This is a genomic window from Bradyrhizobium sp. P3_C3 (assembly GCF_056402655.1).
In genome coordinates this window covers 296,609-308,195 of sequence record NZ_JBFUGY010000001.1, presented here as the reverse complement: position 1 = coordinate 308,195, position 11,587 = coordinate 296,609, and the positions used below count along the sequence as shown (strand labels likewise).

Below are 11,587 nucleotides of genomic sequence, written 5' to 3'. Positions count from 1 at the left end.
CAATGACGGTACGTTCCATTCTCAACACCAAGGGCCACCAGATCATGAGCGTCGAGCCCGACGCCAAGCTGGCTGCCGCGGTCAAATTGCTCGGCGAGAAGAAGATCGGCGCGGTGCTGGTGATGAACCAGAGCCGGCTCGAAGGCATCCTGTCCGAGCGCGACATCGTGCGCGTGATCGGCGAGCGCGGCGCCGTCGCGCTGGAGGAGCCGGTCTCTCAGGTCATGACCCGCAAGGTGGTGACCTGCAAGGAGACCGACACGGTCGCCGAACTCATGGAGACGATGACCACCGGCAAGTTCCGGCATCTGCCCGTCGTCGACGGCGGCAAGGTGGTCGGCCTGATCTCGATCGGCGACATCGTCAAGCGCCGCGTCCAGGAATACGAGGCCGAGCAGGAAGCCCTGCGCGACTACATCAAGACGGCCTGAGCGGCCTTACTCGTCGGCCTCACTCGTCTGCCTTGGGCTCGCCCGCCTTGGGCGCGCTGCCCGCGGGCGCCGGCGCGAGCACCTCGATCGCCTCCTGGATCGACTCCAGCGCGCGCTCGGCGGCGCGCGTGCCGTGCGCGATCAGATCCTCGCCGCGGTGGAAGTCGAACCAGCCGAAATGACCGACCCGCGGCGTGATCAGGAGATCGGGCGGATCGCCGGCGAGGCGCGCGCGGGTAATGCGGTCCTGCATGATGTTGAAGGCGTCGACCATCACCGAGGAGATGCCGGGCCGTCCGGCGCCGCCGAAGAACTCGCGCTTCATGGTCTTCTCGGGCGAGAACAATCGCGGGAAGCGCCGCTTCGCCGTGGTCGCCTCCGCCGCCGGCGGGACCGTCTCGGGCACCGCGCCGTGCGAATAGATCGTCGTGGAATGGGTGAAGATGTCGCTGGAAAGATTTGCGGCAATGACGATTTCGGCGCCGAGCGCGCGGGCGGCCGAGACCGGCACCGGATTCACCAGCGCGCCGTCGACCAGCCAGCGGTCACCGATCAGGACGGGCGAGAAGATGCCGGGCAGGGCGTAGGAGGCGCGCATGGCGTCGACCACGCGCCCGCGCGTCAGCCAGATCTCGTGGCCGGTACGGACCTCGGTTGCGACGGCGGCGAACTTGATCGGAAGATCCTCGATCAGGGTCTGGCCGACCGCATCCTCGAGCCGGGTCGCCAGCTTCTCACCGCCGATCAGGCCGGAGCCGCTCAGTCGGATGTCGAGATAACCGAGGATGTTGCGCATCCCCTGCAGGCTGCGTCCCCACTCCTGCAGCGTATCGAGCCGGCCGGCTGCATAGAGGCCGCCGACCACGGCGCCGATCGAGGTGCCGACCACGACGTCAGGCACGATGCCATTGGCGGCCAGGGTTCTGAGGATGCCGATATGGGCAAAGCCGCGCGCCGCGCCACCGCCGAGCGCCAAGCCAATGACCGGCCGTCGCACGCTGCCAAGACCGACCTTCTCTCCATTGGAGCCGTTCGCGCCCCGACCCTTCAAGATATCAAGCACCGAAACCCTCCTACCCCGGGCCAGCCCTCACAGCAGAGTACGCGCCGTACTTCCGCTCCGCCAGAACGAGGGCAAAGCATGGTTTATACCGTTCGGGGAAGCAGGGGGCAGGAGTGTGGCGAGGAGAGGCTGCCTCCCGTTTAATCACGCAGGCGTCAACCGGGTTCCAAAGAACCGTATCGGGCGGTATTCCTTGGGGATTCGGAGGCTTGAATTTGCCGCGTTTTCGGTGAAAAGCAGGTGGCATGACTCTCGGGGGTGACGGCATCATCGGATGGCGGCGCAGCACATCGCTGCTGCCGACGCTTTTTCTTGCTGCCTGCCTCTCTATCCTTGGCCAAAATGCTGCGCTGGCGCAGCTTTTCTCCGATCGTCCGCCCCCGGTGCCGCCCGCCTCGGTGCCCGACCCCGGCGGCGCAGTCAGCCTCGCGCCCCCCACCGGCCCGGGCGCTGCCCCGCCGAGCCTGCCGCCGACCCTGCTGCAGCCGAACACGCCCAGCATGCCGCCGCCCGCGGTCAGCACCGTGCCGGCGGCCCCGCCGCTCAACGCGGCCGTGCCCGGCCAGGGCGTTCTGTCGCTGACCGCGAAATACGGCAAGGACACACCCGCGATCACCAGCGGCCTGGTCTGGCGCGTGTTTGCCGACCGTCCTGACGAGAACGGCACCTTCAAGCTGATCCGCGAGGATCGGAACGCCACGCCGAACATCGTGCTGCCGCCGGGGAATTACGTCGTGCACGTCGCCTTCGGCCTCGTCAGTGCGGTGCGCACCGTCAGCCTGAAGGCCGAGACCGACCGCGAATCCTTCGTGCTGCCGGCCGGCGGCCTGCGCATCGAGGGGCGCGTCGGCACCAGCCGCATTCCGCAGAACCAGATCTCGTTCGCGATCTACAAGGGCAGCCAGTTCGAGTCCGGCGAGCGCGCCTCGCTGGTCCCGAACGTCGCCGCCGGCGACGTCGTGCTGATCCCGGAGGGCACCTACTACATCATCTCCAATTATGGCGACGCCAATTCGGTGGTGCGCTCGGACATCCGCGTCCAGGCCGGGAAGCTCACCGATGTCACCATCACCCACCGCGCCGCCGTGATCACGCTGAAGCTCGTCAGCGACAGGGGCGGCGAGGCGCTCGCCAACACCGCCTGGTCGGTGCTGACCCCCGGCGGCGACGTCATCAAGGAATCGATCGGCGCCTTCCCGCGCGTCGTGCTCTCCGAAGGCGAATACCGCGCCATCGCCAAGAACGAGGGCAAGGTCTACGAGCGCGGCTTCAACGTCGTCAACGGCGTCGACGGCGAAGTGGAAGTCGTCGCGCGCTAGTCTCGTGTCCCGGACGCGGTGCGGCATGCAATGCCGCTCCGTAGAGCCGGGACCCAGGAAGCCACAAGCACATATCTCGATAGATGGGCCCCGGCTCAGCGGCGCACCGCTGAAGGAGCGCTGCGCCGCGTCCGGGGCACGAGAGCGCCGTTTCGACGCGCAGCTGTTTCCCCACCGTCATTGCGAGCGCAGCGAAGCAATCCAGAGTACCTCCGCGGAAAGATTCTGGATTGCTTCGCTGCGCTCGCAATGACGAGGAGGAGGGCCGCGCCCCGTCACTTCCGATAGCGCAGCGCCTCCACCAGCACGGCGAACGCCGGCGTCGGCTGCCGACGGCTCGGATAATACAGGTGATAGCCCGCAAACGGTGCGCACCAGTCGGCGAGCACGCGGATCAGCCGGCCGTCGGCGATCTCGCGCTTCACGAGATCGTCGGGGATATAGGCAAGACCAAGCCCCGCCAGCACGGCATTCATCCTGAGCAGGCCGGTGTTGAGCACGAGCTGGCCGTCGACCCGCACCTTCATCGCGCGGCCGCGCTTCTCGAACTCCCAGGCATAGATCCCGCCATAGGTCGGCAGGCGGAGGTTGATGCAATTATGCTCGGTGAGATCCTGCGGCAGCTTCGGCTTGCCCCGCGCGGCGAAATAGGCGGGCGCGCCGACCACGGCCATGCGCATCTCCGGCCCGATCCGCACCGCGATCATGTCCCTGGCGACCTGCTCGCCGAGGCGCACGCCGGCGTCGTAGCGCTCGGCGACGATATCGGTCAGGCCATAGTCGACGACGAGCTCGACCTTGATATCGGGGTAGCGCGGCAGCAGCTTTGCGACCGCCGGCCACAGCACCGTCTGTGCGGCGTGCTCGCCGGTGGTGATGCGGATGGTGCCCGCCGGCGTCTCGCGGAGCGCGGTCAGCGCCGACAGCTCTGCGTCGATCTCCGCAAAGCGCGGCCCGACATTGCGGAGCAGACGTTCGCCCGCTTCCGTTGGCGCGACGCTGCGGGTGGTGCGGGTGAGCAGCCGCAGGCCGAGCCGTTCCTCCAGGCCGCGCACAGTGTGGCTGAGCGCCGACTGTGACACACCGAGCTGGGCTGCCGCGCGGGTAAAGCTGCGCTCGCGCGCGACCGCAAGGAAGGCCAGGAGGTCATTGACGTTGGTGCGGGTCATTCATGAATCCATCTCATCAGTACATACCGATTTTATCATCTAATCGCAGGCCGGTGCGTGGCCTAAATTCGCTGCCGAACATGAACCTCAGGGAGAGCTGACGATGCAGATGCGAACATTGGGCAAGAGCGGCCTCGAGGTCTCGGCCCTCGGCCTCGGCTGCATGGGCCTGAGCTACGGTTATGGCCCGGCGACCGAGACGTCGCAGGCGATCGCACTGATCAGGACCGCCGTCGCGCGCGGTGTGACCTTCTTCGACACCGCCGAGGCCTATGGGCCCTTTGCCAACGAGGAGCTGCTCGGCGAGGCGCTTCAGCCATTCCGCGACAAGGTCGTGATCGCCACCAAGTTCGGCTTCAAGGGCGGCAAGGTCGAGGCCGGGCTCGACAGCCGGCCCGCCAACGTCAAGGCGGTGGCGGAGGCTGCGCTGAAGCGGCTCAAGACCGATCGCATCGATCTGTTCTACCAGCACCGCGTCGATCCCGACGTGCCGGTCGAGGAGACCGCGGGCGCGGTCAAGGACCTGATCCAGGCCGGCAAGGTGCTGCATTTTGGCCTGTCGGAAGCGGGCGCGCAGACCATTCGCCGCGCCCATGCGGTGCAGCCCGTGACCGCATTGCAAAGCGAGTATTCGCTGTGGTGGCGCGAGCCGGAGCAGGAGATCCTGCCGACGCTGGAAGAGCTCGGCATCGGCTTCGTTCCGTTCAGCCCGCTCGGCAAGGGCTTTCTGACCGGCGCGATCACCGAGAGCACGACGTTCGATGCGAGCGACTTCCGCAACATCGTGCCGCGCTTCTCATCCAGCGCACGCAAATCCAATCAGACCCTCGTCGATCTGCTCGGCGAGATCGCCGCAATGAAGAAAGCGACTCCGGCGCAGATCGCGTTGGCCTGGCTGCTCGCGCAGAAGCCGTGGATCGTGCCGATCCCCGGCACCACCAAGCTGCACCGGCTCGAGGAAAATCTTGGCGCGGCTGCGGTGACGCTGTCGGACGCGGACCTCACTGCAATTGCAGGGGTGCTGTCCAAGGTAGCCGTGCAGGGCGACCGCTATCCTGCGCATCTCCAGGCGCGAGTCGGCCGCTGAGCTGCGGCGTGAATGCCCGGTGAGCGTTCGCTTACCGGGCATACGCGTCTTGTGTTCCGACTTGAATACCTTTGCCAGCGCTACCAAGCAGCGTTGCAAGCAGCGTTGCAAGCAGCGTTGCAAGCAGCGTTGAAGGAATCGATTAACACCGCCAGCACAGGCTTATTCCGCAAGCGTCGCGACTTCGTCATAGCCGGTGGAAGATACGGATTTCCGATAATCAATTTTATTCTCTTTCCGTCCTGCTGCGCTATATGTCGGGCATCCGTCTAACGGGGGAGGCCGGAGCAGGCGCATCCCTTGCGAGACAGGCAGAAGCAGGGGACCAAGCCCGTCGGCATGTTTGAAGTGATCATCACCAGGCGTAAGCGGTTTGGCTGGCGATGGCAGGTGTGCCAGTCCGGCAAGATATTTGCCGATGGCTTCGAGCGCACCCGGCCGTCCGCCAAATATCATGGCGAGCGCGCACTGTTCTTCCTGTTGTCGCAGGCTTACTTGCGCAACCGCTCCGCGGCGGCCAGCGAGGACTAGCGGCGGGTGCAGCAGACAGCTCCATCCGGGCTACGAGCCTCACCTCAGATGTCGACGACCAGCTTGCCCTTGGCGGCGTGATCCCGGATCAGAGCGTAGGCATCGCCAACACTCTCCAGCGTGAAGCGCCTTGCATCGACCAGCGGCGCGAGCTTGCCGGCTTCAACCAGGCGCGTTGCCTCCGCCATGATCTCACCGTGATGCGCGCGGCCTTCGCCGGATAGCAGCGGCAGCAGCGTGAACACACCGGAATAGCTGGCGGCGCGGAACGACAGCGGCGCAAGCGCGTGTGTGCCCCAGCCCAGCGCGCTCACCACATGGCCAAAACGGCGCACGGCTTCGAAGGATGCATCGAGCACCTTGCCGCCGACGGTGTCGTAGACGATGTCGAAGCCGCGGCCGCCGGTATGCTCTGCAACGTAAGCTTCGATCGCAGTGTCGCGTTCGATGAATGTCGCGCCAAAGCCTTCGATGGTGGCGCGCTGCGCTGCCGAGCCGGTCGCGAACACGTCTGCTCCGATGGCGCGCGCGATCTGGATCGCGACATGGCCGACGCCGCCGGCACCGCCATGAATCAACACCTTCTGGCCGGCCTTCAGCGCCGCGCGATCGATCAGGCCTTCCCAGGCCGTGATGAAGATCAGCGGCAGGGCGGCCGCTTCGCGCATGCTGAGATTGGCGGGCTTGGGCGCCAGCAGGTCGGCATCGACCGCGGCGAACTCGGCGAGCGATCCCGGCACGCCGCCGACGCCGCCGGTCATGCCATAGACCTCGTCGCCCGGCTTGAACCGCGTCACGTCGCGCCCGGTCTGCTCGACCACGCCGGCGAGATCGATTCCGAGAATGGCGGGCAGCGGATGACGCGCATGCGCCGCCGCACCGGCATGGATCTTTGTGTCGAGCGGATTGACCCCGCTCGCACGTACCCGCACCAGCACCTCGCGCGGGCCGACTTCGGGCGTGGAGACGGTTGAGAGGCGCAGCGGCGCGTTGTGGGTCTCCAGGATCGCAGCCCGCATCGTCGATTGTCTCGTCATGATCGTCTTGCTCCGTTGTCGGCCTCCAATATGCTCATGAAATTTTGCATGAGAAGGAACAAGAATGTACGATGATCGTGCATTTCTGTATGGGGTCATTTCGATGGACTGGAGCGATCTGCGCATCTTCCTGGCGATTGCGCGCGAAGGCACACTCGGAGCTGCCGCGCGCAAGATCGGCCAGACCCAGCCGACGATGGGGCGGCGGCTTCGCGCGCTCGAAACCGCGCTGGGACAAACGCTGTTCCAGCGCACCGCCGATGGTTTTGTGCTGACCGACGAGGGCGCCGCCGTGCTGCGCCACGCCGAGCGGATCGAGGAGGAGGCGCTCGCGCTTCAGCGCCACGCCTCGGGTGCGGAGACGCAGCTCGACGGCATGCTGCGGCTGTCGTCGTCGGACTGGTTCGGCACGGTGATGCTGTCGCCGGTGATCGCCGCCTTCGGCAAGCGCCATCCCAAGGTGATCGTCGAGCTCCTGACCGATGCGCGCCTCTATAGCCTGCCGCGGCGCGAGGCCGATCTCGTCTTCCGCATCAAGCCGTTCAGCGAGCCCGAGGTAATATCGAGAAAGCTGCTCCACATTCCCTACGCGCTGTATGGCAGGAAGGGCAGCAAGCCGCCGCGCGCCGGCGACGGAAGCGGCGCCCGTGTCGTCACCATGAATGCCGAATTCGCCGACATGCCAGATGCGATCTGGTTGAAGCGCACGCTGCCGAATGCGGAGATCGCCTCGCGCAGCAACAACCGCCAGGCGCAGGCGGAGCTGTGTGCCGGCGGCGGCGGGTTCGCCGTGCTGCCACGCCCCCTCGGCGACCGCGATCGCCGTCTCGTCGCGCTCGACATCGGCGCAACGCCGCCCGGCCGCGACACGTTTGTCGGCTATCACCGCGATCTCAGGCGTCTGGCGCGCCTGCGCGCGCTGCTCGATCTCGTGATCGAACGGTTGGCATGACGGCCTGCAGGGTGGATTAGCCTTTCGGCCGTGCGAAGCTCAGTCGACAGGCGTAACTCACCCTACGGACTAGATTCGCTCGAAACAATCGTAGTTGCGAATCCTGAAGATCAGCCCGTCACGGAATTCGAAGAACTGCGCAAAACGGGCGCGCATAGTGTCGCCGGGAGCAAGCTTGCCGACGCCGACCGCCAGTGTTGCAGTCCAGATCGTCTCCATCACCACGCAATTGCCTGACGCAAGGGCGTTGACGATTTCGAACGATTGCGAGGCAAGGATGTAACGGGATCTGTCGTAAGACGCTCGCAAGTTGATGAAATCGCGCACTGCGCCCTGCGGCAGGAGAAGGTTTGGAAATTCCTCCTGCACGATATCATCGGCATAAAAGGCCTCGACGGTCTGGCGGGGCTTCGCCGCGGCGACTGCCGCGACGAAGGCTTTTGCACGATCGATCAAATCCTGTCCGGTCACGATGGTGCCTTTCCAATCTGTTCAGAAAAGGCCCGGCAACAGCATCGCGACGCGCTCCCGATACTTTCGGTACTCGTCGCCGAAGAGCGCCACCAGATCGCGCTCCTCGAGCCAGATGCCGACGAAGATATAGGTCGTTGTCACTGATGCGAATATCAGGTGTCCGAGCGTCATCACCGGTGTCGACCAGAAGGCGATGATGAACCCCAGATAGATCGGGTGGCGGATGAGGCGATACAGGCCCGGCGACTTGAACTTGACGGGCGCGGTGAGCCGGCCGGCGAAATGGCTGATAACCTGTGTCAAGCCGAACAGTTCGAAATGGCTGATGAGGAATGTGCTGTAGAGCACAATCAGCCAGCCCAGGAACTCGCCCGCAATCACGAGCCCGGCCAAGGCGGGAGACTCGATGTTCCAGATGACCGTCGGAATCGGTTGCCATTGCCAGAACAGCAGCAAGAGCGTCAGGCTTGCCAGCAGCACGTAGCTGGAGCGCTCGATGACCGGCGAAGCGAAGCGCGCGAACAGCCGCTTGAACCCCTGCCGCGCCATGCCGCTATGCTGAACCGCGAAGGTCGATAGCAACAGCAGATTGATGGCGAGCGCGTTGGTTAGCGAGGTCGGCGCGCCGGTGTCGATGGTCTTGGGCACGATATATTGCGTGACGAAGCCGATGGCATAGAGGAACGTGCCCAGAAAGATCAAATAGGCACTGGTCCCGTAGACGAGGGCCGCGGACTTCATCGCCAGCGCGAAGGGGCGAGTGGGTGCTGTACCTGGCCCGTTTTGAATCGTGATAGACATCATCTTCTCCTGGTCTTTGGCGAGGATCGAATTGAACTGATGTGGTCGTCTCACGCCTGCCAGAAGCGGCTCCATCGAGACCGTGCAGCGCGTTCGATGAGGTCATCGAACGGGCCGCGATAGAGACCCACATCCTTCAACGCCCGGTCGTCCAGCGGGCGCAGGGCGACGAGCGCCGCCCGGCGCTCGTGATGGGCAATGGCGGCGGCGATCCAACCGTTCAGCAGGCGCCGGAACCTCGCGAGAAGCAGCGGAATGCCTCGGCGCCCGAAGGGCGCCGCGAGGCTTGATGTGGATAGGGAAATCAGGGTCACGTGTTTGTGCCTTTTCAAATGTGCGCCGGGTAGCGCGTTGTCTCCTTTCTAGAGGACGGCGGTGAGCGGCTCGTCAGGGCAGGCGTGAAAAAACCGTCAAAAACGCGGTCGAGGCTGCTAGAATTGCGCCATTTGATGCCGAGAGGGTGGGAATGCCGCGGTTGACCTTGCTTGGTTCGTTTTCCATGGACCGGGGCGGGCCGGTCACCTTGCGCAACAAGAAGGCGCAGGCCCTCGTGGCATTTCTGGCCATGAACCCTGGGGTCGTCCATGTTCGTGAGCGGCTTGCGGCGTTGCTCTGGCCCGACAGTCACGAGGACGCTGCGCGACAAAGCTTGCGCCAATGCATCAGCATGCTGCGACATGATTGCGCCGAGCTGCCGCTGTCCGCCGATCACGACCTGCTTGGCTTCGATATCGGCGCCGTCACGACCGACGTCGTCGAATTCAAGGATGCAGTATCCGATCCGTCCATCGCCAATTTGAAACGTGCAGCGGAGTTGTATCGCGGCCCCTTTCTCGAGGGACTGAACGCGCGGTCCGATCTTTTCGACGAGTGGTTATTGGGCGAGCGGACCCGATTGCGCGCCGTCGCCACCTCTGCCTTCCATACGCTGCTGCGGGAATTACAGCTTATCGGCGCACGGGAGGAGGCGATCGCGTTGGCGCTCCGTTTGTTGGCGATCGATCCGTTGCAGGAAGAGGTGGATTGCGCCTTGATGCGGCTCTACTCCGAGCAGGGGCAGACCGCGTTGGCGTTGCGGCAATACAAGCGCTGCGAGGCGATCCTGCGCAAAGAGCTCAACGTCGAGCCGGATCAGGAGACGAGGGCGCTCTACCAGCAACTCCTGCGACATCGGTCGCAGCATCGGGTGCCGCCCGGGGATGTGGCCGCCGCTGAGCCGGCGGCTTCGCCGAGGCAGCTCAAGCAGAACGTTCGAACCTGCACCGCGCGCGACGGGGTGCGCATCGCCTATGCGTCGGTCGGCGCCGGGCCGCCGCTGGTGAAAGCCGCCAATTGGCTCAATCATCTGGAATTCGACTTTGCGAGCCCGGTCTGGCAGCACTGGATCGAGGCGTTGAGCCGCGACAACACGTTCCTGCGCTACGACGAACGCGGTACGGGCTTGTCGGACTGGGATGTCTTCGACATCTCCTTCGACGCCTTCGTGCGTGATCTCGAGACGGTCGTCGATGCGGCGGGGCTCGAACGTTTTCCCCTGCTTGGCATTTCTCAGGGCTGCGCGATCTCGATAGCCTACGCCGTGAAGCACCCGGAGCGTGTCAGTCATCTCGTTCTTTATGGCGGATACGCAAAGGGTTGGCGCCATCAGGACCCGTCAAACGTGGCCCGCCGGGAGGCATTGACAACTCTGGTCCTCGAGGGGTGGGGGCAAGAAAGTCCGGTGTTTCGCCAGATATTCACGTCCCTCTTCATTCCTGAAGCAAATGCCGAGCAGGCGCAGTGGTTCAACGATCTGCAGCGGATTACGACGTCGCCGCAGAACGCCTTCAAGCTTACGAATATCTTCGGCGAAATCGATGTGCGGCATCTGCTGCAGGATGTACGAACGCCGACCCTGGTGTTGCACGCTCGTGCCGACGCGAGCGTAAAGTTCACGGAGGGGCAGGAACTCGCTGCTCGGATTAAAGGCGCAACATTCGTTCCGCTCGAGAGCCCCAATCATATCTTGCTGGGGACCGAGCCGGCCTGGTCGGTATTTCTGGACAGTGTAAGAAGATTTCTCGCGCCCGATCGCTGTCGGTGATCGTGCTTATCGAGTTTTGCCCGACGGGCAAAACACCGAACTCAGGGCAGAACGCTGTCAATCGCCTTCAACGAAAATAATTCGCTTTATAAGAATTCGGAAACGGCGTATGTGTTGCCTCACTTCGGCCCAAGGAAGAGGGGCGTATCGCGATCGTCACGAACGCGGGCCGGGCGGCGGTGGACGTGGGCCACACTGGTGCGAAGGTGATCGCAGGGCGGGCAGCCGTGAGCGAAGCACGTCGCACGCACGACCGGTGTGATCCACGTACGGCCAGATCGTGTCGTCCTGGCGCCCGGGGTCTGTGCGCCAAGTCTTGTGGTGGTGCGTGTTGCCCAACCGGGCGCGCGCATCAGCCATCCGCAAGGCGACGGGGGCAATAGTGCATCGCTCCCCGGGGAGAGCACGACATACGCCGTTCCAACCACTGCGCAGGGAAGGCCGGGATGTCCTGGCTACACCTGTATGCCGCTGTGCAGACTTCTCACTACAACTCCGCACAGTGGACCTCGGGTGCCAGCGGGCTCCCGGTCTTCCCTGCGCCCTCTTTCATTCGAGGGTGAGGCGATCAGGCAAAGCTCGGGCGAAATGCGCCGCGAGGATGCGAGCCCATGTCAGTCACTCAACGACGCTCTCGTGC

The 11,587-nt window shown here is 64.5% G+C and carries 12 protein-coding genes; 6 read left to right on the top strand and 6 right to left on the bottom strand.

What is annotated here, in order from left to right; all coding sequences use genetic code 11:
- Positions 1-2: 2 nt before the first annotated feature.
- The gene (locus AC1DW2_RS01705) at positions 3-431 is read left to right on the top strand and encodes a CBS domain-containing protein (protein WP_166342406.1); all 429 of its coding nucleotides are present in this window, start codon (positions 3-5) and stop codon (positions 429-431) included.
- A 19-nt stretch (positions 432-450) separates the two neighbouring features.
- On the opposite strand, the gene AC1DW2_RS01700 is transcribed toward AC1DW2_RS01705, so the two are convergent.
- Positions 451-1,494: a patatin-like phospholipase family protein gene (locus AC1DW2_RS01700; protein WP_063982500.1), complete on the bottom strand. Its 1,044-nt coding sequence runs from the start codon at positions 1,492-1,494 to the stop codon at positions 451-453.
- Positions 1,495-1,739: 245 nt separating this feature from the next.
- Here AC1DW2_RS01700 and AC1DW2_RS01695 point away from each other — a divergent pair, with 245 nt between their 5' ends.
- Positions 1,740-2,813 carry a hypothetical protein gene (locus tag AC1DW2_RS01695; protein WP_166342405.1) on the top strand — a complete coding sequence of 358 codons (1,074 nt, stop codon included), beginning with the start codon at positions 1,740-1,742 and terminating at the stop codon, positions 2,811-2,813.
- Positions 2,814-3,088: 275 nt separating this feature from the next.
- Here AC1DW2_RS01695 and AC1DW2_RS01690 read toward each other — a convergent pair whose 3' ends face one another.
- Positions 3,089-3,982, bottom strand: a complete 894-nt coding sequence (locus AC1DW2_RS01690; RefSeq protein WP_166342404.1) for a LysR family transcriptional regulator — start codon at positions 3,980-3,982, stop codon at positions 3,089-3,091.
- Between the two features lie 103 nt (positions 3,983-4,085).
- Between AC1DW2_RS01690 and AC1DW2_RS01685 the strand changes: the two genes are divergently transcribed.
- Both AC1DW2_RS01685 and AC1DW2_RS01680 read left to right on the top strand, forming a co-directional pair.
- Positions 4,086-5,069: an aldo/keto reductase gene (locus AC1DW2_RS01685; protein ID WP_231142216.1), complete on the top strand. Its 984-nt coding sequence runs from the start codon at positions 4,086-4,088 to the stop codon at positions 5,067-5,069.
- Positions 5,070-5,369: 300 nt separating this feature from the next.
- On the top strand, positions 5,370-5,600 hold the full coding sequence (locus tag AC1DW2_RS01680; protein ID WP_014494328.1) for a hypothetical protein: 231 nt from the start codon (positions 5,370-5,372) through the stop codon (positions 5,598-5,600).
- A 44-nt stretch (positions 5,601-5,644) separates the two neighbouring features.
- Here the strand turns inward: AC1DW2_RS01680 and AC1DW2_RS01675 are convergent, their stop codons facing one another.
- Positions 5,645-6,637 carry a zinc-dependent alcohol dehydrogenase family protein gene (locus tag AC1DW2_RS01675; RefSeq protein WP_346283366.1) on the bottom strand — a complete coding sequence of 331 codons (993 nt, stop codon included), beginning with the start codon at positions 6,635-6,637 and terminating at the stop codon, positions 5,645-5,647.
- Between the two features lie 103 nt (positions 6,638-6,740).
- On the opposite strand from AC1DW2_RS01675, the gene AC1DW2_RS01670 reads away from it, so the two are divergent.
- On the top strand, positions 6,741-7,589 hold the full coding sequence (locus tag AC1DW2_RS01670) for a LysR family transcriptional regulator (RefSeq protein WP_166353227.1): 849 nt from the start codon (positions 6,741-6,743) through the stop codon (positions 7,587-7,589).
- 69 nt (positions 7,590-7,658) lie between these two features.
- Here AC1DW2_RS01670 and AC1DW2_RS01665 read toward each other — a convergent pair whose 3' ends face one another.
- The 3 genes from AC1DW2_RS01665 to AC1DW2_RS01655 are packed head-to-tail and all read right to left on the bottom strand — an operon-like array spanning position 7,659 to position 9,178.
- Positions 7,659-8,060: a nuclear transport factor 2 family protein gene (locus AC1DW2_RS01665; protein WP_038944930.1), complete on the bottom strand. Its 402-nt coding sequence runs from the start codon at positions 8,058-8,060 to the stop codon at positions 7,659-7,661.
- 21 nt (positions 8,061-8,081) lie between these two features.
- Positions 8,082-8,864 carry a methanethiol S-methyltransferase gene (mddA, locus tag AC1DW2_RS01660; protein WP_207794761.1) on the bottom strand — a complete coding sequence of 261 codons (783 nt, stop codon included), beginning with the start codon at positions 8,862-8,864 and terminating at the stop codon, positions 8,082-8,084.
- A 50-nt stretch (positions 8,865-8,914) separates the two neighbouring features.
- Entirely contained in the window at positions 8,915-9,178 is a 264-nt protein-coding gene (locus tag AC1DW2_RS01655) for a hypothetical protein (protein WP_166340950.1), read from the bottom strand.
- Positions 9,179-9,330: 152 nt separating this feature from the next.
- Between AC1DW2_RS01655 and AC1DW2_RS01650 the strand changes: the two genes are divergently transcribed.
- Positions 9,331-10,947: a bifunctional AfsR/SARP family transcriptional regulator/alpha/beta hydrolase gene (locus AC1DW2_RS01650; RefSeq protein ID WP_354096242.1), complete on the top strand. Its 1,617-nt coding sequence runs from the start codon at positions 9,331-9,333 to the stop codon at positions 10,945-10,947.
- The last annotated feature ends 640 nt before the right edge of the window (positions 10,948-11,587 follow it).

Excerpts from the sequence above, each read along its gene's own strand:
- AC1DW2_RS01705 (WP_166342406.1), top strand. The coding sequence starts at position 3 with ATGACGGTACGTTCCATTCTCAACACCAAGGGCCACCAGATCATGAGC.
- AC1DW2_RS01695 (WP_166342405.1), top strand. The coding sequence starts at position 1,740 with ATGACTCTCGGGGGTGACGGCATCATCGGATGGCGGCGCAGCACATCG.
- AC1DW2_RS01690 (WP_166342404.1), bottom strand. The coding sequence starts at position 3,982 with ATGACCCGCACCAACGTCAATGACCTCCTGGCCTTCCTTGCGGTCGCG.
- AC1DW2_RS01685 (WP_231142216.1), top strand. The coding sequence starts at position 4,086 with ATGCAGATGCGAACATTGGGCAAGAGCGGCCTCGAGGTCTCGGCCCTC.
- AC1DW2_RS01675 (WP_346283366.1), bottom strand. The coding sequence starts at position 6,637 with ATGACGAGACAATCGACGATGCGGGCTGCGATCCTGGAGACCCACAAC.
- AC1DW2_RS01670 (WP_166353227.1), top strand. The coding sequence starts at position 6,741 with ATGGACTGGAGCGATCTGCGCATCTTCCTGGCGATTGCGCGCGAAGGC.
- mddA (WP_207794761.1), bottom strand. The coding sequence starts at position 8,864 with ATGTCTATCACGATTCAAAACGGGCCAGGTACAGCACCCACTCGCCCC.
- AC1DW2_RS01650 (WP_354096242.1), top strand. The coding sequence starts at position 9,331 with ATGCCGCGGTTGACCTTGCTTGGTTCGTTTTCCATGGACCGGGGCGGG.